Origin of the sequence: Salinivibrio sp. HTSP, from assembly GCF_003390965.1 — a bacterium.
GTDB classification, from domain to species: domain Bacteria; phylum Pseudomonadota; class Gammaproteobacteria; order Enterobacterales; family Vibrionaceae; genus Salinivibrio; species Salinivibrio kushneri.
This window is the reverse complement of sequence record NZ_PXUD01000011.1, coordinates 22,446-42,344: the sequence shown is the minus strand read 5'-3', so window position 1 is coordinate 42,344 and position 19,899 is coordinate 22,446. Positions and strand designations below refer to the sequence as shown.

Below are 19,899 nucleotides of genomic sequence, written 5' to 3'. Positions count from 1 at the left end.
GTGTCACTTATGGTGGCGATCCCAAATCGGCGGATCGCCGACTTCTTGCAGCATAAAATCGACAAACTCTCTCACTTTGGGCGCAAGGTGTTTGCGTCTTGGATACACAATGTATATCGGCAGCTCAAGGCAAGGTTGCCATTCAGGCAATAGCTCAATGAGTTCACCTTTTTCTATTTCCTCGTTAATAAGGTAAGTAGCCAAATAGGCAATGCCGAGTCCCGCTTTAACCGCCTCGAGTACCGCGGGTGCGTTATTAATTGTGTACTGGCCACTGACATGCACCACTTGCTCCATGCCTGCTTTCATAAACGGCCATTTATCATAACGGCGTTCACGGCTTTGATAGGTGATGCAATCGTGCTGACGCAAATCACCCAGTTGTTGTGGTGTGCCTCTCGCTTCTAGGTAGCTGGGTGCCGCGACCAGTTTAAATTGGCAATCAGCCAGCTTTCGCGCCACCATGCCTTCTGGGGGATGTTCATGAATCGCGACCCAGCAATCGTAGCCTTCCTCGACCAGATTAGGGCGGTGATCAAAAAGATTAATGTTGAGGTTAAGCGCTGGGTAAGTTTGGCGGAATTTAGCGAAATGACGCGTCATTAATGTATTGCCAAACGACTGTGCGACGCCAATCTTAAGTTTGCCTGTCACTTCATTGCGATAGCCTGCCACCATCGCTTCCGCTTCGTCCAAGGTAGCGATCAACTGGCTGCCATACTCCGCATATCTGCTACCGACTTCGGTAAGGGAAACAGAGCGGGTGTTGCGCTGCACCAACTGCACACCTAAGCGATCCTCTAAATAGCGAACCTGTTTGCTGACCTGAGACTTCGAAATTCCCAGCCTGTCTGCTGCGCGAGTAAAGTGCTGCTCTTGTGCAACAGCGGCTAGCACAACGATTTGTTGAAGGTAATCGAGCATTCTACGCACATCCATTTCATCAATAGCGTGAGACTACCACATAACGTCGGTGGTCAGGAATGTGTGTGACAATGTCACGCATGCGTATTCATCAAAGATAAACGGTTTATACCACTTCGAGTGTATTTTATTAAATGCGTGCACATTGTGACATCGATGCGTCAATGAGGGCACGTCTTTTCTGCCCCTATGAACGATACATGAGCCTACACTGTTATTTTTTACGGCAAACCTATAATTCTATAACTTTATGATTTAAAGCGAAAAATAATGATTGTTTCTTCAAGTAAACATGGTGAATGCAGAGTTGTAAGTGCTTACTCCTATTTATGTTGTAAAGTTACACAACGCTTCTGCTCAGCGCTACCTCTCCTTTATTTATTAATTTAATCGATTCATAAAATCAAAATGGTCTGTTTTTGTTCATTGTTCTGTTTGCGTACACTCGTGGTAGGAGGTAAACAATGATTGAGTTAATCAAGCAGTTTTTTTTGTTGGGTTGTATGTCCTTTGGGGGGCCTGCCGCCCATGTGGGTTATTTTGAGCGGGTTTTCGTCAAAAATAAGCGCTGGCTCAGTGAAGAGACATTTGCATCGGGCTTGGCAATGAGTCAGTTCTTACCTGGCCCGGGGAGTAGTCAGTTAGGCATGTATATTGGCTATCAGCGTGCAGGATACCTGGGGGCGTTCGGCGCGTTTGTGGCGTTTACTCTCCCTTCCTTTGCCTTATTGACGGCGGCGGCGGTATTAAACAGTAGTGGACAAGCGTCAGACTGGGTATCGACGATCATCAGTGCGGCAAAGTTACTGGCGGTGGTGGTCGTGATTGATGCCACGGTGTCGATGGGTAAAAAATTTATCGCCTCGTGGTCGAGTGCTGTTGTCGCGGTAATAACGACACTTTGGTTGTTACTGACGCCTTCAGGCGTGTTGTACCAAATTTTGCCTATTTTGATTGCTGGAATGGTTGGCGCGATAGGGTTTGCAAAACCGCAACAGAGCCACACTGCCGTATCTATTGCGTGGCGTCGTAGTGCCAGTATTATTGGCCTGTTTTTATTATTGCTAACGGTGCCTTGGTTGTTTAACCAGACACTTTGGGTACAAGTGTTTAATCTTTTCTATCAGGCAGGGAGCTTTGTGTTTGGTGGTGGCCATGTCGTGCTGCCTTTGCTCGAGCCTATAGTGGGTGACGTTGTCACAGACTCTGCGTTGATTGAAGGGTACGCGGCAGCACAGCTTGTGCCTGGCCCTATGTTTACGATGGCGAGCTACCTTGGCGCCAGTATTGATGGCTTGTCACCGCTTTGGGGCAGTATTATTGCCACTATCGCAATTTTCTTGCCTGGCGCATTGCTGATGTTTGGTGTTTTACCTATCTGGGAGGCGGTGAAGACACAGCCACGCCTAGCCGGCGCTATCAGCCTCATTAATGCCAGTGTCGTGGGGTTGCTCGCCGCCGCGCTGTATCAACCAGTGTGGGTGTCTGCTTATACACAACCGCTTGATTTGTTGCCGATAGCGCTAGGTTTGATTGCGCTCATCAGGTGGCGTGTTTCTGTGTTTTGGTTGCTCCTGTTGATGATGGTCTATCAGTTTACCATCGCCTAAAGCGACTCTATTTTATAGCCCAGTCATGTCCTGGGCTATTTTTTCGTACTATAATGCACTATAACTTTAAATAGTTGAATGAAAAATACTAGTCACACCGATGATGTGACTAGGCTAGGTTTAATCTTTTAAAGGTAGTTAGTCTTGGAACTGCCAAGGCTGGCGAGTGCCTGTATCGGAGGCTGTTTGTGCCAACTCAATAGCATAGATAACTTTGCTTGCGGAGATGGGGCAAACAGGCGAGGGTTGATCATTGGTAATTGCCTGAGCTAGCCCGTCAAATAGGCGGTGGTATTGGCCATCTTCAAGCGTAAGCGGGTCAGGTGTGACGCTGTCACCTACTTCGAGCATCCCTTGATACGCTTGTTCACCGAAACCAGAGACAGTCACCATCAAGCCAGCGCGTAGTTGCTCTTCTTGAATATCCAGCCCTACGGTACTGAAGGTTGCCTTTTCACCATGAACAACAAAACGCTCTGTGGTGCCAGATCGATAGGGACTTGAGGAAAGAATTACCTCTTTGTCTGGGTAGTGCAGAGTCACCTGAAAGTAGTCAGTCGTTTCACTGCCGGGGCGGAGTGCGCGGCAACTGGCGGAAACCGCATTCGGATCCCCTAATAAGAGCAGTGCTTGGTCAATTAAATGTGAACCCAAATCATACAAGATACCGGCGCCTTCACCTGGTAGCTCACGCCACCGTTGACGAACCTCTGGGCGGTAGCGATTAAAGCTAGAGTGCATGACTTTGATGTCGCCAAGCTCACCTGCGAGGTGTAAACCTTTCAGAGTGAGAAAATCCCCATCCCAACGTCGATTGTGGTAAGGACACAACACTAAGCCTTTTTGCCTGGCCAGCTCTGCTAACTCGAGACCATCACGGCTATTGGTGACAAAAGGCTTTTCCACTAAGACATGACAACCGGCTTCTAATGCTTGTTTAACATGTTGGTAGTGGAGATGGTTGGGTGTGGTGATCACCACCAAATCCGGGGTTTGTTGGGTGAGTAAGGTGCTGAGATCATCAAAGCAGGCCGCTTTAGGTAACCGCTGTGCAACCTGCTCGGGTTTACTGGATACAACAGCTGAAATCGCAAACTCAGAGATTGCACTCAAAAAAGGAACGTGAAATGTATTAGCAGAAAAGCCAAAACCCACCAAAGCTGTTTTTATCATAAAGCTCACTCGCATTGACGACGTATTATCAGCACTTTATCGGACATCGTTATACCAATCAATCCAAGCGAGGTGAGGTGTGGCAGCGCGCCGCTGTTTAATGTATCAAGACATACCAGACGATGACATCAAGCGTGGTCTGTTAGGGCGTTGATTCGGGGGCGAGGTTTGGTCAACCCAAGACGAAAAAATGTCGCGAGCTGTGTAAGGCCTTATGTCTCATTGTGGACAAAATTAAACATTAGGTCCATGATGAGAGTGTGCAAACATGAAATGGTGAATGATATGACAGCAGCACAAGCACTAAAAGCGGCAGACAAGAAGAGAATGGCTCAGGTCGGCTTCAAGGCTGCTGTAAACATAATGGAAGGATGGGGATGTACCGGCGCAGACATGCAACGAATTCTTCGCATACCAAGGTCTACGTTCCAAAAGTACAAGGCTAACCCAGACACGATATCTATGGATGATGATCAGCTTGAGCGTTTAAGCTACATCGCAAACATCCACGGTAGTCTTCGAATTATCTTCGATAACCAAGAGAACGTTCAGGGATTCATGTCTATGGAGAACAAAAACGCTTACTTCGAAGGGCGGACTCCTTTATCTATTATGAGTAGCGGCAAATTTGCTGATCTCTACGAAGTGTTTTGTCGTGTTGACGCTTTACGTTCAGGTCAGTGGGGATAAAATGCTGAATGCTCGAGAACATCAAGCGGTAGGATATAGGCTCATTCCGTCTAAGTACCCGACGATTGACTTGTTTGATGATGTCCTCAATCCTGAGGACTTTGAGGTGATGTATCAACTGCAAGCATTGACGAATCCACGTATTCTCGATGAAGTGGGCGATGTATCCCTGATTAAGCCGGAAGAAATCCCGTGCCACTGTGAGCGTGGGCGTAGCTATGCTGTCGCTGCCTTTACTCACATTAATCGTGATGGTTCGCGTTTCGCTGATGGCAGCTTTGGAATGCTGTATATCGGCGACACCGAACAAACCGCTTTAAAGGAAGTCATGTATCACCAGCGCAAGTGTTGGACTGATGTTAATGGGCTTCATTATGATCGCTTGGTGTTTAGGGCGCTTCGTTTCACATTTGATGACGATAAAGTGATTGATGTGTGCGATAAGCCAATGACAGATCCAATCTACGACCTGATTGATTACTCAGCGGCACAGGCGTTTGGTCGTCAGGTTCGGCAAGATGACGCATTAACGGGGATCCGCTACAACTCAGTAAGAAATGAAAAAGGGAGCTGTTGGGCGATGTCTACGCCACAAGTGGTTAGCGACGTCATACAATGCTTCCATGCAGAAATGATTTGGAACGGGAAAGACATTAGTCAGGTTGAGAAGATTTACGCAATGGACTGAGCGTTACGGCTGTATGTTAACAAACCAACCACCAGTGCGCATTATGTATGTTATGTTAAATATAGTTTGGGAGTGCTGAAGTAAAACGAGGTTTGTTGTTTATCATATAGAGAGCGCTGCTGATGCGCCATTACGACAACTGTCGCCCTACTTAGCGACGTGTATTCATGCTTGCCCATCATTTACCATAAACGATATTTACCATAAAATAGCTAATCACCACTTTCTTTAACCCACTCAGTTCAAATGCTCCGCTTGACCTGAGATGCTTCAAGCGCGCGGTGATGAGCCAGACGGAACGGCTTTACGGGTTATACCAAGCTATTTTGGCAAACACTGGGGCTTCACTTACCTTGGCGGGTGGCGCTAGTAAGGTGATGGCGGCAGCCGTTCAAAGTCATCAATCACTTTAACCATGTTGGGTGGCGTATCACGCCATCGCCAAAATACGATGTTTTTCATCTCTCGGGTGGCGCCACGCGCAAAACTGGGCACAATAATGGCGTTGACCTTTGCACTGATGAGCTGTTTCGATAAGTGCCAACTATCGGGGGTTTGGTTCTGGGTTACTTGATCTAACCAGGCACAGCTGAGTGTTGAGGGCTTGATGCCACAGTTTAGCAGCACTGTTTCATCGGTCAGGTCGAGTACATTGTCACAGTCGACATCATATTGACATATTGTCAAAGGCTGCGCTTTAAAACGAAATCCCTGTTGAGCCTCGACCCATGCACCCGATTGAGACAATGAGGTATATAGCGCGGCAACGCCTTTGGGGTTAAAGCGCCCACCATTGCGTCTTGCTCCTTCCCCACTGTTAGGCGCGTATGACCAGCGAGGGTTATGGCCACGAAATACCGCACCTTCAAAGCGGAATAGGTATTCCTGCAGCCTTTCTTTATGCATAACCGCCTTCGCTCGTATGATTAAGGTAGGCTCTCAGTGCGTCCATTCGATCGTGTTTAACCAGTTGTTCTGCGGTTAATCCGCCAAACTCTGGCAGCCCCTCGCTCCGATACCATGCGTAGGCATGAAATTCATTTCCCGTCCACGGCAGGATGCGGTTGATCACTTCTGTGCAGTTACGCAGTTGTTGCTGTGCCTTAATCGTTGAATATCGCTCTGTGCGGCTTAACGTGGAATAAGGTAATCCAGACAACGACGCAATTTCTTTCAAGTTGGTATGGAAGAACGCGGCCATTTTGCTTGGTTCAACGATACCTTCTGCGTTCATGACTGCATCTAAAATAGATCGGTTCATTGCGCTCACCATGTCAACAATATTTGACTTATATACATCCAATATGATTGTCGTTATAGTGATTGTCAAGGCGGTCGCTCACGGTGCTTGACGCTCCAATCACGGATCGTATCGGGCGTTAGGTATTGAAAAGTCATCTTATCAGCGAATTCCATCTGTTAACCTTTTTAGTCTGCAGAAGGTTTGCTAAAGTCTCGCTAGTTCTCACTGATTCGTTACATAAGGATAACCATGAAAGCGCACATTTGGGCTTGTTTGCTCGTGGCGTTAGCAAGCTTCAGTGCTAGTGCTGAAGATGAAAACGATGTCAAGCATATCAAAGCGGCGAAAGAGCCGACCTCGTATGCTGAGCAAAGTATTTACGATAAACCCCTGATGGAAAGGTACGTTTTGGATGAAATCCGAAACTTAAGAACCGATTTCCAGGCGCTAGAAAAGCGAATGGTGACCGAGATTACCGATCGTGAGCTGGACGTAGCGGATAAATCACTGAACTATGCCAATGTAACAGTGACCTACTTCTTTTATCTGATTGCCGGTGCGGCATCATTGATTGCGTTGGTGGGTTGGCAGTCTTTGCGCGATATAAAAACCAATACTAAAGAACTGGCGGATCAACAGTTATCTGAAATTGCAGAGCAATATGAACGCAAGTTCCAAGCTTTGGAACGCGACTTGAAGCGTAAAACGCGCATTATTGCTGAAAATAACAAAGAGATTGAACGCATTAACGAGATCCATAACTTATGGTTGCGTGCGCAACATTCGCAGACGCCAGAGCAGCGGATGGAAATTTATAATGAAATCCTCAAAATCCGTCCTGGTGACCTTGAAGCGCTCACCCATAAGGCGGATGCTGCGATGGAAATGGGCGAATACCATTGGGCGCTCAGTATCAGTAACCGCGTGCTCGAGGTGGATGAGCGTAATGCCAACGCCCTCTTCCAACGCGCATGTGCTTATACGAGGTTGGGGGCGGAAGATCAGGCTGTCTCTGACTTAGAGCTGGCGGTTGCAGAGAGTGCGTCACTGCGCGAAGCCGCTCGTGAAGAAGCAGACTTCGAATCTCTACACGGTAATGAGCGCTTCGATGCCTTGATTGACGCAGACGGTCATACCTAATAACTGCACTGAACACAAAAAAGGCAGCCCACGCTGCCTTTTTTGTTTCTATTATGATGTTTTTAGATCTTAGCCGCCCGCCAGCTTCACTATATGGCCTTTCTTTTCTAGGTGTGCCTTGAGGGCATCGCGTTTGTCCCCTTGGATCTCAATAACGCCATCTTTGACTGCGCCACCACAGCCACACACTTTTTTAAGCTCAGCGGCGAGCAGTTTCAGCGCGCCATCATCAAGATCCAACCCTGTTACCAAGCTGACGCCTTTACCTTTGCGCCCTTTGGTTTGTCGCTGAATACGAACGATGCCATCACCTTTAGGGCGGCTTGGCTTTTCTGGCTCGGCTTTAATTCTGCCAGTTTCTGTCGAGTAAACTAAATGATTATTATCAGACATAATTCTGTATCGTTGAAGCGTTTGGGCACACTATATCAAAGCTGAATCCACATAGCAGCCGATGACAGGGAGAGCCACTCAGTGGCTTTCCCTCTTAAGCGCGGAGTTGCTCTGCATTTTTGTCAATAAAGTGTTTGAGTGCGGGCAGCGAGCCTTTCATTAAGTTACCGCGTACAATCATGTACCAGCCCTTTTCATCTTTTTCTGGGTCGTCGTTCATGATACGAAAACCTTTATATTCTTCCACCTGCTTTTTTGACGATACGTCATTCTCTTCATCGTCAAAATCAGCGGGCTCCACGAATGTGCTTGTGTCAGCCCACCACTCGATTGACTTTTTTACATTCTGCAAACTGCCAGAGATCGATTTACCTGCGACTCTAGCCCGGTAAACCTCCGTGGTCTCATTACCACCTTCTGTCTTTTCAATCGTATAACCACGATGAAAAAGGCGTCGAGTCATGGTTATCTCCTTTCGCGAACAATAATCCGATACACATACATGGCGTACGAACATCTTTCATTTTTAGACTATTATCACGCGTTGTTCGAGAAATTTCACCCGCACAAGCGGCTGTTAGACTAAGGAGTAGGCGAATTGAGATATATTTCAAACATTCTTCACTAAAATCTGATACATTGGATTTATTAATAAAAAGTTATAGTGCGTTATGAAAAGACTATTGCCTTTAGACACAAATGATATTGAAGAAAGTCAAGCTCGCTTTAATACAGGCACATTGAGCATTGAAGAATGGTCTTCTGTCACGCAAGACGTCTATAGTCAAAACTCGCTGTTGAGTTATCGTAATGACTGGCGTGTTTTCGTTGCCTTCTGCCAAAAACAGAATGTGACGCCACTTCCTTGTGCTGTCACCACGCTGCGCCGTTTTGCTGAAATAACAGCCAATCGGCGTAAGATTTCAGCCGTGCGTAGGATGGTTATTACCGTCGGCTTGGTGCACAAGCTTCACCAATTTAAAGATCCCAGTAAACACCGGGAAGTAAAGTACGCAATGGCGCGCCTACTCCACGCGAAGTTACCAGAAAGCCGAGAGGCCACTCCCTTTCAATCTCATCATCTAGCGGCGTTAAACCAACAGCTTGCCCGTTCAAAGCGCTTAAAAGACATACGTGATCGTTTAGTTTGGTCGCTCTCATACGAAGGATTATTAAAGCGCAGCGAGCTAGCCGCCCTGTCGGTAGATGACCTGATCACGGTCGAGGCACAAGCATTTATTATGGTGAGAGACCAGCGCGTCCCACTGTCTGAATCCGTCGCTAGGTTATTGATGGACTGGTTAGACAAAACAGGTATCCGCCAAGGCCCCCTACTTCGGCGAATTAATAAGCATGGTCAGTTGGGAGAAGCGCCGCTTGACCCATCATCGATTTATCGTGTTTTTCGACGAGCTAGTGCGCTGTTGGATGAGTCCGTCACCTTTTCCGGCCAGTCACCCAGAGTGGGGGCAAGTCGGTCGCTCGCGAAAAAAGGCATGACGATAAAACAAATCCAACATATGGGACGTTGGAAAAGCCCCGCCATGCCGGCGCAATATGTCGGTAATACGGAGGCCAGCGAACAAGCCAAGTCGCGTTACCGACGAAAAAAACTTACCGATTAATCAATTGACCCGTCGACCCGTGGCCGTGCTAATACAGGATGCCAAGTATTCATGGAATGCTAAGCCATGGTGCTCCATCAGTTTGGGGAACATAGAAATAGGCGTCATGCCAGGAAACGTATTAATTTCATTGACTAAGATTTCGTTGTCTTCGGTTAAGAAGAAATCGATACGCGACATGTCTTTTAAACGCAGTTGCTTGAATGCCTGATGGGCGTAGGCACGGATTGCTGCCACTTGTGCTTCAGTCAGGTTTTCAGCCTCTATATAGGTATTACTGTGGCTCCCTTCGCTGTACTTTTCTTCGTAGGTGTAAAAGCTCCCTTCGGGACACCGGATTTCCCCGGGGCGTGTCACGATAATTTCATCGCCCACTTGAAACGCTGCCACCTCTAATTCACGCGGCTTGATCGCTTTTTCGATCAATACCTGATCCGAGAAGGTGAATGCATCGGCAATCCGGGCTTGTAGCTGCGCGGCATCTGTTACGTGGTAACACCCTACACTCGACCCTTGGCTGGCCGCTTTCACAAACACCGCCTGATGGTCCGCTAGAAACGCGGAGGCACGTGCTTGGCTCTGCTCGCCTTGATCGGTGATAAACACATAGGGGGTGTTGGGGATACCAAGTGCATCAAACCATAGCTTTGACGTTATTTTATTAAAACAGATCTGGCTACCTTCCGCGTCACATCCCAAGTATGGCAGGCCAGTGATCGTCAGTAATGACTGAATATCGCCGGTTTCGCCTGGGAAGCCATGAAGGCAAGGCACAACATAGTGAATTTGCGTGAGTTCCACTTTACTGCACAGGTTGCCATCAGTATCAAGATGACAGCGCATACCGTCATCCAGGTGCCACCCGTCTTGGGTCATTTCAACTTTATGCACCTTAACGCGGGGTAACTTAGCTAATTGTGATTCAATATACCGGGCAGATACGAGGGAAATATCATGTTCTGCCCCGCCGCCACCGCATAACAAAAGCAGGTTGAGTTTGGTCATTTTCTTCTCTCATCACGCGTCTAGACGCGCTGTTCGGACATTAACGCCATAGTAGACAAATGCGGATTCGCTTGCATCTCTCAGAGGTGTTTTTATTCGTTCATTAGAGCCCATTTGCTGGAGGTTTGTTCAATCTGTGCCGCTAGCGCGTCACCGGCAATACAGGGATAAACGCCACGCAACAAAAAAGCTGGCATTCGCCAGCTTTTCAATCACACCAACCCGCGAATTAATTCACACGGATCATCTCAGGTGTTGAAGACCGTTTTATTTTACTGATATCGCGTACAAAAGGACCATATTCCTGAATGGTTTGTGGCAGTGCCTTAATCGCTCGTTTCGCGGCATCACGGCTTGGATATTCACCGTATAACAAGGTGTACCATGGCAAACCATCTACCATTTTTTTGTTGCTCCACAATGGCTGGTCGCTCGGAAGCCGTTTGGCATAATCACTGAACCCTCTATCATGACTAAGGGCAACGACTTGGATGGTATACCCAGCGCTTTGCGTCGCGGATTTCACCGCTTGCTTTTTCGGTGCTGGCTTCGGCTCAGGCTTGGCCGTGTTCATCATCGGCTCGGCGTCTGCCGTTCGCGCGGTATCTTCCGTTTGCACGCTATCGCGCTTGTCGGTTGATTCAATTGTCTGACTGTAAATTTCAGTGGTAACGCCACCGCCACTGCATCCGGTCAGCAGCATGACGATAGCCAGTAAGGCCAATTTTTTCATTGTGATTCTGTCAGTTATCCAAGTTTGTTTCATTGTGCCCCCGACCTAGGAGCCATTCAACCAAAAGTTATCCTCTTGCAAGAGGTTTCCGGCTACAGCTCACAGATAGTCACGTTAAACGTCGCTTTTAGTCTATCTCACTGTTCATTTTCTGCCATGCCGAGATCACATTGCGCTAAAAAAAACCGTTGAATTCAAGCGCAAACCGATAAACTGGCCAATAAACACGCTTGCACCTCTGAGCACCACAAGCAAGCACACGTCAACCAACGGAGGGCACCATGGCCGGTATTGATCAACTCCTCAAGCCAAAGTCCATCGCTGTAGTGGGCGCGTCTGATCACAGTGGTCGTGCTGGCTATGTCGTCACGCGCAATTTGCAGTCCGGCGGCTTCCAAGGCCCTATCATGCCCGTGACGCCCAAGTACCAAGCGGTTGCCGGTATATTAGCCTACAAAACCGTGGCAGATCTTCCCTTGGTGCCTGATTTAGCCATCCTCTGTACGCGTGGCGAAATCACCCCTCCTCTTATTGCGCAGCTTGGCGAGCGGGGGGTAAAGCTGGTGATTGTGCTGGCAGCGGGCATGCGGGGACAATTAAATGTAGAAGCGATCAGTCAATACGACGCCATGCAACAGATCGCGGCAAAATATACCATGCGCGTCCTCGGCCCTAATAGCCTTGGCATGATCTTACCTTGGCTCAATCTCAATGCGTCATTTGCGCCGGTCCCTGCCAATAAGGGCAATATTGCCTTTGTCTCTCAATCTGCAGCGGTATGCACCACCATCTTAGATTGGGCTCGCAACAAACGTATTGGCTTTTCCACTTTTATCTCACTCGGTGAAGCCAGCGATATCGATTTTCCAGAGTTACTCGATTTTCTTTGTCGTGACAGCAAAACCGACGCCATTTTGCTGTATGTCGACTCAATACGCGACGCGCGCCAATTTATATCAGCCGCCCGCGCCGCTGCCCGTAATCGGCGGATCCTGGTACTTAAAAGCGGCCGCACACGAGGTGGCTCGGTGGCGCTCGAGCAGCTCAGTCATACCAATATTGGTTTAGATGCCGCCTACGATGCGGCAATTCGCCGCTCAGGTATGCTTCGCGTTAACAATACGCACGAGCTGTTTGCGGCGGTGGAAACCCTTGCTCACTCGGTGCCACTCCGTGGTGAACGCCTTGCAATTATTACCAATGGGGGCGGGCCGGCGGTGATGGCCGTCGATACGCTGATGGATGCTGGCGGCAAGTTAGCGACGCTGAGCGAACAAACGCTCGACGCCTTGCATCAGGTCCTTCCCAAAAGCTGGTCGCAAACCAACCCCATTGACATCGTGGGCGACGCCGATACGCAACGGTATCAAGCGGTGATTGACATTGTATTAAACAGTGACGATGCCGATGCCGTACTTATCATGCATTCTCCCTCGGTCACCGCGCCGGGCTTGAGCACCGCCAAGGCCATTATCCATTCACTCAAAGAAAACCCTCGCGCGCGCCGATTTAATATTCTGACCAACTGGCAAGGCGAAGGCGATGATGCCACGGTCGCGCGTCTCGCGTTTACCCATGCCGGTTTTCCGACCTATCGTACGCCCGAAAGCGCCGTTACCGCTTATATGCATCTCGTGGAGTATCGGCGCAACCAAAAGCAATTAATGGAAACGCCCACCTCGACGGGGAATATGGACTACGACTTGCCCGCCGCTCGCGCGTTTATCGATCAAGCAGAAGATATTGAGCACCTGACCTTAACCACCCACGAAGTCCGCCCCTTACTCGAAGCCTATGGCATGCAAGTAATAGCAACCTGGTTAGCTAATGATTCGGTCGAAGCCGCGCAAATTGCTGAACAGGTTGGCTACCCGGTCGCGGTAAAACTGCGCTCACAAGATATCCGACACAAATCGGATGTACAGGGCGTCATGCTCAATCTACGCACTGGCGCTGAAGTCGCGAATGCCGCCCAAGCCATTGTGGATCGTGTCACGGTTACCTTTCCAGACGCGCGTATTGAAGGCCTGTTAGTCCAATCCATGGCTCATCGCGCTGGCGCGCAAGAATTGCGGGTGACCATCAGCAATGATCCCGTATTCGGCACTATCATTCTGCTGGGTGAAGGGGGCTCGGATTGGGATGTGACCAAGGATGCCGCGGTTGCGATCCCACCATTAAACATGGCATTGGCACGTTACCTGGTCATTGGCGCGATAAAGAGCGGCAAAATCAAACAACGTGGTTTTCCGGTCTCTATTGATATTCCCCGCTTATGCCGTTTTTTAGTGACCCTGTCACAGATGATCATTGATTGCCCAGAGATTGATGAACTCGATATTCACCCTTTATTGGTGTCTGGCAATGAGCTGACTATTCTCGATGCCTCCCTACGGTTGCGTGATTACGCAGGCAGTCAACAAAAGCGGTTAGCGATACGCCCCTATCCGAAAGAGCTTGAGCAGTCTATCCAGCTCAAAAATGGGCAGACCATTCTGCTTCGTCCTATTCTTCCCGAGGATGAACCGACGCATAAAGCCTTCGTAGAAAAAGTCTCTGAAGAAGATTTGTATCGTCGCTTTTTTTCCGACGTCGGCGAACTCAACCATGAAGCGCTGGCAAACCTGACCCAAATTGATTATGACCGTGAAATGGCACTCGTGGCTACTTACCATCTTGCGTCTGGCGAAGAAGAGATTTGGGGGGTAGCACGCTTGCTGGCAGATCCACAAAACACCGACGCTGAGTTTGCCGTGCTCGTGCGTTCCGATCTGAAAGGGATAGGTTTAGGTCGCGTGCTTATGCAAGCCATCATCGATTACGGTCGCCAAGCGGGATTATCGCGGATCACCGGGATGACGATGCCCAATAACCGAGGGATGATAACCTTGGCACAAAAATGTGGTTTTAGTATTGATGTGCAAATGGAAGATGGCATTGTCGATATGCAGCTGTCTTTGCACCCGCATCCGCCAGTTAACGACTAAAAACGTCTAAACGGACTTGGGCTGCATGCATCGGCCGGACGAGCGCGGCTAAAAACGAGCAAGCGAAACGCTGTTTTACCTACTTGTGACCAATGGGAATATCCCCTGCTTGCAGGTAGGGCGCTAAGAGCTTGGGAAGCTGGCGTACTAACCATGATTTAGCATTACCCATCCGATTACGTTTCCAGGCCACCCCAAGCGTTAGCTCGAATGGCTCTCCGCCTTTCAAGCGTTTTAAACGGCCCGCATTGAGATCATCTTGTATCCAAAACCAAGGCAGCGTCCCGATCCCTTGTCCGTTTAAGATCGCCGCGTATTTATCGTGCATTGAACTGACGGTGAGCCGCGGCTGGTCTTCTAACACATTAAAGGTTTTAGGTTGCATACCACGCGCAGTATCCGCCACCGCCACCCCGCGATATTTGGCACGCACATCTGGCTCAACGGGACGCGACTCTTTGTGAATGGGATGGTCGGGCGCGGCTACCCAATAGGCGCTCATCTCGCCCAAAGGCTGTACCTTTATGCCCTGCGGCACCGTGTCGGGAATGGGTGCCACCAACACATCAGCGCGGTCTTGAGCCAGCGCTTCCCAGCATCCTGCCAAGATTTGCTCGGTCAACTTAAGGCGCGTATTGCTTTTCTTCGCCAAGCGCTCGATCAGAGGAAAGAAGAAGTGGCTTTTAAACAGCCCATCATAGGCCAGGCAAATCTCCAACTCCCATCCGTGTGCCAAGGAGGCCGCATCGGCGACCATCTCATCGGCGGCATTCAATAACATCCGCCCACGTTCAACCAATAAATACCCCGCATCGGTAAATGTGGCGCGATGTCCGGAGCGATCAAAAATCACCAAACCCAGCTCGTCTTCGAGTTTTTGAACCTGGTAGCTTAATGATGACGGCGCACGACTCAATGATTCAGCGGCGGCAGCAAAACTTCCTTTTCTCTCAATGGCATCCAGCACTTGTAGGGCTTCAAACGATAGCATGACTGTCTCTTGATGATCGCCCAATCGGGCTGCGTTATTAACTCTAAACACTATATCAGGGTTTCGCTCACCACCCTATTGTAAATATGCCCGAGTCCCCACTTGGTTAAGTGCAATAAATCAGGCATATAGCACAAAACCACAAAGGACTGGGTTTTCTTTTTCAAGAAGGTGTCATACTGTAAAACAGAGGTGACAATGAGACTAGACCGAATTGAAATAGCAGGCTTTCGTGGTATCAACCGCCTGTCACTGCAAGTAGATGAACTGACCGTTTTAATCGGTGAAAATGCATGGGGGAAATCTTCTCTACTCGATGCGTTAGAAATTGCCCTCCACCCCAGTGGCGATAAACCTCAATTCAAACGCTCGGACTTTCATGTCGACCATGTTCTGGGGGTCTTGCCTGAACAACAGTTTCAAATCATTCTCCGTTGGCAAGAGAGCTTTCCCGGTGAGCATAAAGCGCGTCGCTATCGTCGTTTTAAACCCGTTTGGAATGGAACCAACGCGGGTTGCCGAACCCTTGATTATTGCTTGAGCGCCACCATCCAAGAAAGCAAGGTCTCGGTACGAAGAGCGTTTTTATCCTCACAAGGCGATATGATTGAGCACGAAAACAGTGACGCGCTCGCCAGCCACCTGATGCAAATCCATCCTGTCGTTCGTGTACGTGACGCAAGGCGCATGCGCGTACCAGGACAAGCGGTGACCAAAGATAACACCCGTCTTGAGCAGCGGTTAGACAACACTTATCGCCGCCTGTTGATGATGCCTGGCCATGTGAATAAAGGCGAGATAAAGAGCGGCCTGCATGCGATGCGTCAATTGCTCGATCACTATTTTGCCGCCTACGAGCATGACCGCGATCCTTATCCCATTCATGCCCCAGGCGCATTGGCCATCACGCATAACCAAATGCACCCGCTCGAAGCGGTGGCCGCAAACACCTCTAATCAAAGCCGGCTCGTGCTCATGGGCCTATTAAGTGCGTTTGTCCGAGCACGCGGGCCCAAACAGCTCAAACGTAATGCGCGGCCAGTGATGCTATTTGAAGATCCAGAGGGGCGACTTCATCCAACCTTACTGAACCAAGCGTGGCGCTTGATTCAGTTGATGCCGATGCAAAAGCTGCTTACTACCAATAGTGGTGATTTGCTCGCGGGTGTACAACTAGACCATATTCGCCGTCTGGTGCGACACCCCACCGAAACCCATAGCCACCAAGTACCGTCTCACCTTCTCAGCCAAGACGAGCGTCGCCGCGTCACCTTCCATGTTCGTTTTCACCGACCCAGTGCACTGTTTGCACGCTGTTGGCTATTGGTGGAGGGTGAAACAGAAATTTGGCTGTTTAACGAGCTAGCGCGATTGCAAGGTTATGACTTAGCGGCAGAAGGGGTACACCTTATCGAGTTTGCCCAAAGCGGTTTGCGGCCGTTGATCAAGGCCGCCAAGGCCTTGGGCATTGAATGGCATTTAGTGGCAGATGGCGATATGGCTGGTAAGAAGTACGCTGCGACGGCGCGCGGGCAAATAGAGCATCAACCAGAGGGCGCGCGTTTAACCGTGCTGCCTGACCGCGACATTGAACACTACCTATATAATAACGGCTATGAGCCTTTGTTTCGTGATATGGCCGGCGTCACGGGACAGCAGCCTCATATGAACGACAAACGCATTATCGCCAAAGCGTTAAAACGCTATGCCAAGCCCGACGCCGCGCTGGCCATTATCGCTTATACCGAGAACGAGTTAAAAGCCCCGATCCCCAAGCTGTTGCGCTGGGTTATCCAACGCGCAATCGGTCTAGCCAGGGGGGTTGGTTAACGCCTCTGACGCGTCCTGTTCGCGCACTATGGCTCTACCCGCTCAAAGAAAAGCGTGACTTTGCCGACTTCTATCCCCCATTTACGCATCGAAGTGACGTTAAAGAGGCGATCTTGGTCTTGGCGAAACATCCAATCGTCAAAGTGGAGTTGGTATTCGCTGTCGCCAACTGGCACCACTAAGTCGTACCGCCAATTAAGCGCATTGCCCGCCACCACTCCTTTTGCCGTCCCGACGATGTCGCCAGCCGTCCCTGTATAAGTCCCGTCAGGGTGACGTTTAATCGTCCAAACTCGGGTTTGCGTTTCGCCATCGGCATACACAAAGGATTCATCCAGTGTCAGTGTGTCTCCCTCTACCACACCTTCGATATCAACAACGAAGCGTCGGGTTTGCTCACCGGTAAAATCTTGCACCATACCCCAGGCTTTTGTTTGTCCTTCAAAGTATTCAAACAAGTTAAAGTCCGGCTTTTGACCTTGGTAATCATCAATATCGGCAGAGCACGCCACCACCAGCATGGCACTCACCAATACCGTTAGGATCTTGCCTATCGTCTGCGTCATTTTTCTCATGGCGTTTCTCCTAATAATGCTCGACGATGATCTGGATAATCCGTGTCTTCCGATAACCAGATCGCGAGAAATGCATCCGCCAGCTCGGTGTCATCCACGGTCAATGTCGTTTGCCAGCTTTCTCCTTTTGGCTGGGCGTAAAATATCCCTTTTTGTGCGTGGCGCACGAATGCCAAACGATCGCCTTCTTCAATATCTCCCCACGCTTTGTCTAGCGCTTTTTCCCAACCCGCTCGTTGTGTTTCCGTAAAGCCCAAGTGTTCCCACTGATCCTTGGTTGCTTTCATCAGTCGTTGATCACTGATGTCTCGCGCGTAGGTAATCACTAGCGCGTGGGGTGCTTGCGCTTGATAACGCCCGGTCGGTGAGCGCAGTGATGACTGATAGATGGTCCACCAGCCCCAAGTTAACGTCGCTTCGCCAACTTGTGGCCAGCTTTGCCATGTCATTGACGACGTCGTGGTCCCGACCGCATAGCCAGGCATTGCGAGCGCAAGCATCAAAATAAGGTGTTTTATCCGCCTATTCATGGCTCTCTCCTTGTCGCGGTAGAACGGGCACGCAATTGATGTTGCAGCCATTGCATCAGGTTAATCAGGAAGATGCTGTAGACTAACCAGACCCCTATCAGTACCGCGCCAGTGACCCATAGTGACTGTGGGAAGCTTAAAACCCCTAAACGCTCTCCTGCCCAGTAACTGCTCGCGCCACCCAAACTGCCCAGCGCCGCCATAAACCAAAATGCACGTGCAAGGATCAGGTCACGCATTAACCAGACAAAACTGCAAAATCCTAGCCACAGTAATAGTAGCCACAGCGGCATCACAACGTACTCAGTATCAACAGCCAACCACTGTGTGTGGAGTAATAAGCTATCTCCAATCAAGCCAACAGGCGTAAGCACGGCAATAGCCCACATCACGCTGCGATCATAAAGGATCGCGCCCAGCAGCATCGCGACCATTAACCACTGAAAGCTCGGCGGGCCAAGCGCCGCCGAAAACCAGTAAACATTGAACAATAAAGAGATAACGACAAAGCGCACGGATTATGCCTCTCGCCAAGCAGGGCGACTTAGGAGTAGCTGCACGGCACTGATGGTTCGCTCCCTAAAGCCGCCCTCACAATAGCAAAAGTAGTAGCGCCACAAACGCGCAAAACGGTCGTCATAGCCGTAATCGCGCAGTACCTCCGACTGCTGATTGAAGCGTGTGTGCCAATCCGCCAAGGTTTGTGCGTAATCCAAGCCGATGTCTTTTAAGTCTCTGATCACAAAATCAGTTTGAGCGGTGAGGTGAGACAACAACACACTCACTGAAGGTAAGAATCCTCCGGGGAAAATATGCTTTTGGATAAAGTCGACGTTCCGGCTGTAATGTTCGTAACGCTGATCAGCAATGGTGATCGCTTGGATAGCCATCAAACCATCAGGCTTAAGCAAGGCCTGACATTGACGCACAAAAGTGTTCAAGTACTCTTTGCCCACCGCTTCAATCATTTCAATCGATACCAGTTTGTCGTATTCACCGGTCAGATCGCGGTAGTCTTGTTGTAGCAGCGTGATCTTATCTTCCAGCCCTTCTCGCTCGACACAGGCTTTCGCCCACGCATATTGCTCTTGTGAGATCGTGGTGGTGGTCACGCGGCAGCCGTAATGCTTGGCCGCGTAGACCGCCATGCCTCCCCAGCCAGTGCCAATCTCGAGCAAATGATCGTTTGAGGTCAGCGCAAGCTGTCGGCAGAGTCGGTCCATTTTTTCCACTTGGGCCTGCTCTAGGGTCATTTCTTTGTCAGTGTAAATAGCACTGGAATACAGCATTTGCTCATCAAGAAAATGACGGTACAAGTCGTTGCCGAGGTCATAATGTGCTGCGATGTTGCGGCGCGCGGTCTCTTTTTCATTGCGATTGCGCCAGTGAGCAAGCTTGTTACCTAGTCCCACCAGCCAGCCAGTGTGCTTTTCAATTCTGTCGATAGCAGGCAGGTTGCGAGCAAATACGCGAATGACGTCAGTTAAGTTTGGCGATTCCCACCAACCATCGATGTATGCCTCGGCCGCCGCAATGCTGCCGCCGGTTAAAATCCGGGTGTAAAAGCGTGGGTCGTGTACCAGCACGGATGCATGTAATTGTGCCTGAGGAACACCACACTGTAAGGTCTGGCCCTGCTCATCGACCAGAGAAATACACGCCTCATCAACATGTGCTAGCAAGGTGTAAACCAACTGTTTAGCGTAGTGCTCTTTACGTGTCAGTGTGCGTTGACTCTGAGGGACGTCCGTTGCAGACATAA

Annotated in this window: 20 protein-coding genes; 7 read left to right on the top strand and 13 right to left on the bottom strand. The window is 49.6% G+C overall.

Annotated features, from left to right (window positions below; genetic code table 11):
• Window positions 1-3 precede the first annotated feature (3 nt).
• The gene (locus C7A19_RS02450) at window positions 4-924 is read right to left on the bottom strand and encodes a LysR family transcriptional regulator (RefSeq protein ID WP_116644063.1); all 921 of its coding nucleotides are present in this window, start codon (window positions 922-924) and stop codon (window positions 4-6) included.
• A 464-nt stretch (window positions 925-1,388) separates the two neighbouring features.
• On the opposite strand from C7A19_RS02450, the gene chrA reads away from it, so the two are divergent.
• Window positions 1,389-2,534 carry a chromate efflux transporter gene (gene chrA / locus C7A19_RS02445; RefSeq protein ID WP_077459662.1) on the top strand — a complete coding sequence of 382 codons (1,146 nt, stop codon included), beginning with the start codon at window positions 1,389-1,391 and terminating at the stop codon, window positions 2,532-2,534.
• 138 nt (window positions 2,535-2,672) lie between these two features.
• On the opposite strand, the gene C7A19_RS02440 is transcribed toward chrA, so the two are convergent.
• The gene (locus C7A19_RS02440; RefSeq protein WP_116644062.1) at window positions 2,673-3,707 is read right to left on the bottom strand and encodes a Gfo/Idh/MocA family oxidoreductase; all 1,035 of its coding nucleotides are present in this window, start codon (window positions 3,705-3,707) and stop codon (window positions 2,673-2,675) included.
• A gap of 285 nt (window positions 3,708-3,992) precedes the next feature.
• Between C7A19_RS02440 and C7A19_RS02435 the strand changes: the two genes are divergently transcribed.
• Together C7A19_RS02435 and C7A19_RS02430 are read left to right on the top strand one after the other, a co-directional pair.
• Window positions 3,993-4,397 carry an antitoxin Xre-like helix-turn-helix domain-containing protein gene (locus C7A19_RS02435; RefSeq protein ID WP_077659229.1) on the top strand — a complete coding sequence of 135 codons (405 nt, stop codon included), beginning with the start codon at window positions 3,993-3,995 and terminating at the stop codon, window positions 4,395-4,397.
• Between the two features lies 1 nt (window position 4,398).
• On the top strand, window positions 4,399-5,085 hold the full coding sequence (locus C7A19_RS02430) for an RES family NAD+ phosphorylase (RefSeq protein ID WP_116644061.1): 687 nt from the start codon (window positions 4,399-4,401) through the stop codon (window positions 5,083-5,085).
• Window positions 5,086-5,451: 366 nt separating this feature from the next.
• On the opposite strand, the gene C7A19_RS02425 is transcribed toward C7A19_RS02430, so the two are convergent.
• Window positions 5,452-5,991: an RES domain-containing protein gene (locus C7A19_RS02425; RefSeq protein WP_116644060.1), complete on the bottom strand. Its 540-nt coding sequence runs from the start codon at window positions 5,989-5,991 to the stop codon at window positions 5,452-5,454.
• Complete coding sequence (locus C7A19_RS02420; protein WP_077458299.1) at window positions 5,984-6,346, bottom strand: hypothetical protein; 363 nt, start codon at window positions 6,344-6,346, stop codon at window positions 5,984-5,986. Before C7A19_RS02420 ends, C7A19_RS02425 begins: the two co-directional genes overlap by 8 nt.
• Before the next feature lie 231 nt (window positions 6,347-6,577).
• On the opposite strand from C7A19_RS02420, the gene C7A19_RS02415 reads away from it, so the two are divergent.
• Window positions 6,578-7,468, top strand: coding sequence for an alkyl sulfatase dimerization domain-containing protein (locus C7A19_RS02415; RefSeq protein WP_077458301.1), 891 nt, complete (start codon window positions 6,578-6,580; stop codon window positions 7,466-7,468).
• 69 nt (window positions 7,469-7,537) lie between these two features.
• Here C7A19_RS02415 and yciH read toward each other — a convergent pair whose 3' ends face one another.
• Window positions 7,538-7,861 carry a stress response translation initiation inhibitor YciH gene (gene yciH, locus C7A19_RS02410; protein ID WP_069362988.1) on the bottom strand — a complete coding sequence of 108 codons (324 nt, stop codon included), beginning with the start codon at window positions 7,859-7,861 and terminating at the stop codon, window positions 7,538-7,540.
• Between the two features lie 94 nt (window positions 7,862-7,955).
• Window positions 7,956-8,324: a DUF3319 domain-containing protein gene (locus C7A19_RS02405; protein WP_116644059.1), complete on the bottom strand. Its 369-nt coding sequence runs from the start codon at window positions 8,322-8,324 to the stop codon at window positions 7,956-7,958.
• Between the two features lie 208 nt (window positions 8,325-8,532).
• Between C7A19_RS02405 and C7A19_RS02400 the strand changes: the two genes are divergently transcribed.
• Window positions 8,533-9,486 carry a tyrosine-type recombinase/integrase gene (locus C7A19_RS02400; protein ID WP_116644058.1) on the top strand — a complete coding sequence of 318 codons (954 nt, stop codon included), beginning with the start codon at window positions 8,533-8,535 and terminating at the stop codon, window positions 9,484-9,486.
• Here the strand turns inward: C7A19_RS02400 and C7A19_RS02395 are convergent, their stop codons facing one another.
• Window positions 9,487-10,491, bottom strand: coding sequence for a D-alanine--D-alanine ligase (locus C7A19_RS02395; protein WP_069362991.1), 1,005 nt, complete (start codon window positions 10,489-10,491; stop codon window positions 9,487-9,489).
• A gap of 229 nt (window positions 10,492-10,720) precedes the next feature.
• Window positions 10,721-11,224: an SPOR domain-containing protein gene (locus C7A19_RS02390; RefSeq protein WP_201264056.1), complete on the bottom strand. Its 504-nt coding sequence runs from the start codon at window positions 11,222-11,224 to the stop codon at window positions 10,721-10,723.
• A gap of 281 nt (window positions 11,225-11,505) precedes the next feature.
• Here C7A19_RS02390 and C7A19_RS02385 point away from each other — a divergent pair, with 281 nt between their 5' ends.
• Complete coding sequence (locus C7A19_RS02385) at window positions 11,506-14,211, top strand: bifunctional acetate--CoA ligase family protein/GNAT family N-acetyltransferase (protein ID WP_077523183.1); 2,706 nt, start codon at window positions 11,506-11,508, stop codon at window positions 14,209-14,211.
• 79 nt (window positions 14,212-14,290) lie between these two features.
• On the opposite strand, the gene C7A19_RS02380 is transcribed toward C7A19_RS02385, so the two are convergent.
• Entirely contained in the window at window positions 14,291-15,202 is a 912-nt protein-coding gene (locus tag C7A19_RS02380) for a LysR family transcriptional regulator (protein WP_116644057.1), read from the bottom strand.
• A 198-nt stretch (window positions 15,203-15,400) separates the two neighbouring features.
• Here C7A19_RS02380 and C7A19_RS02375 point away from each other — a divergent pair, with 198 nt between their 5' ends.
• Complete coding sequence (locus C7A19_RS02375) at window positions 15,401-17,032, top strand: DUF2813 domain-containing protein (protein ID WP_116644056.1); 1,632 nt, start codon at window positions 15,401-15,403, stop codon at window positions 17,030-17,032.
• Between the two features lie 26 nt (window positions 17,033-17,058).
• Here C7A19_RS02375 and C7A19_RS02370 read toward each other — a convergent pair whose 3' ends face one another.
• From C7A19_RS02370 to C7A19_RS02355, 4 genes are read right to left on the bottom strand one after another with little or no spacing between them, the layout of a single operon-like run.
• Complete coding sequence (locus tag C7A19_RS02370; RefSeq protein WP_235614247.1) at window positions 17,059-17,607, bottom strand: DUF3833 domain-containing protein; 549 nt, start codon at window positions 17,605-17,607, stop codon at window positions 17,059-17,061.
• On the bottom strand, window positions 17,604-18,137 hold the full coding sequence (locus tag C7A19_RS02365) for a hypothetical protein (protein ID WP_201264055.1): 534 nt from the start codon (window positions 18,135-18,137) through the stop codon (window positions 17,604-17,606). The genes C7A19_RS02370 and C7A19_RS02365 overlap by 4 nt, the downstream gene beginning before the upstream one ends.
• Complete coding sequence (locus tag C7A19_RS02360; protein ID WP_116644055.1) at window positions 18,134-18,652, bottom strand: DUF2878 family protein; 519 nt, start codon at window positions 18,650-18,652, stop codon at window positions 18,134-18,136. Before C7A19_RS02360 ends, C7A19_RS02365 begins: the two co-directional genes overlap by 4 nt.
• A 3-nt stretch (window positions 18,653-18,655) precedes the next feature.
• Window positions 18,656-19,897 carry a cyclopropane-fatty-acyl-phospholipid synthase family protein gene (locus tag C7A19_RS02355; RefSeq protein ID WP_116644054.1) on the bottom strand — a complete coding sequence of 414 codons (1,242 nt, stop codon included), beginning with the start codon at window positions 19,895-19,897 and terminating at the stop codon, window positions 18,656-18,658.
• Between the last annotated feature and the right edge of the window lie 2 nt (window positions 19,898-19,899).

Bases quoted from the DNA above. Each gene is read 5' to 3' on its own strand.
- C7A19_RS02450 (WP_116644063.1), bottom strand. From the start codon at position 924: ATGCTCGATTACCTTCAACAAATCGTTGTGCTAGCCGCTGTTGCACAA.
- C7A19_RS02420 (WP_077458299.1), bottom strand. From the start codon at position 6,346: ATGAACCGATCTATTTTAGATGCAGTCATGAACGCAGAAGGTATCGTT.
- C7A19_RS02370 (WP_235614247.1), bottom strand. From the start codon at position 17,607: ATGAGAAAAATGACGCAGACGATAGGCAAGATCCTAACGGTATTGGTG.
- C7A19_RS02380 (WP_116644057.1), bottom strand. From the start codon at position 15,202: ATGCTATCGTTTGAAGCCCTACAAGTGCTGGATGCCATTGAGAGAAAA.
- C7A19_RS02355 (WP_116644054.1), bottom strand. From the start codon at position 19,897: ATGTCTGCAACGGACGTCCCTCAGAGTCAACGCACACTGACACGTAAA.
- C7A19_RS02405 (WP_116644059.1), bottom strand. From the start codon at position 8,324: ATGACTCGACGCCTTTTTCATCGTGGTTATACGATTGAAAAGACAGAA.
- chrA (WP_077459662.1), top strand. From the start codon at position 1,389: ATGATTGAGTTAATCAAGCAGTTTTTTTTGTTGGGTTGTATGTCCTTT.
- C7A19_RS02425 (WP_116644060.1), bottom strand. From the start codon at position 5,991: ATGCATAAAGAAAGGCTGCAGGAATACCTATTCCGCTTTGAAGGTGCG.
- C7A19_RS02375 (WP_116644056.1), top strand. From the start codon at position 15,401: ATGAGACTAGACCGAATTGAAATAGCAGGCTTTCGTGGTATCAACCGC.
- C7A19_RS02435 (WP_077659229.1), top strand. From the start codon at position 3,993: ATGACAGCAGCACAAGCACTAAAAGCGGCAGACAAGAAGAGAATGGCT.
- C7A19_RS02395 (WP_069362991.1), bottom strand. From the start codon at position 10,491: ATGACCAAACTCAACCTGCTTTTGTTATGCGGTGGCGGCGGGGCAGAA.
- C7A19_RS02400 (WP_116644058.1), top strand. From the start codon at position 8,533: ATGAAAAGACTATTGCCTTTAGACACAAATGATATTGAAGAAAGTCAA.
- yciH (WP_069362988.1), bottom strand. From the start codon at position 7,861: ATGTCTGATAATAATCATTTAGTTTACTCGACAGAAACTGGCAGAATT.
- C7A19_RS02390 (WP_201264056.1), bottom strand. From the start codon at position 11,224: ATGAAAAAATTGGCCTTACTGGCTATCGTCATGCTGCTGACCGGATGC.
- C7A19_RS02415 (WP_077458301.1), top strand. From the start codon at position 6,578: ATGAAAGCGCACATTTGGGCTTGTTTGCTCGTGGCGTTAGCAAGCTTC.
- C7A19_RS02430 (WP_116644061.1), top strand. From the start codon at position 4,399: ATGCTGAATGCTCGAGAACATCAAGCGGTAGGATATAGGCTCATTCCG.
- C7A19_RS02440 (WP_116644062.1), bottom strand. From the start codon at position 3,707: ATGATAAAAACAGCTTTGGTGGGTTTTGGCTTTTCTGCTAATACATTT.
- C7A19_RS02365 (WP_201264055.1), bottom strand. From the start codon at position 18,137: ATGAATAGGCGGATAAAACACCTTATTTTGATGCTTGCGCTCGCAATG.
- C7A19_RS02385 (WP_077523183.1), top strand. From the start codon at position 11,506: ATGGCCGGTATTGATCAACTCCTCAAGCCAAAGTCCATCGCTGTAGTG.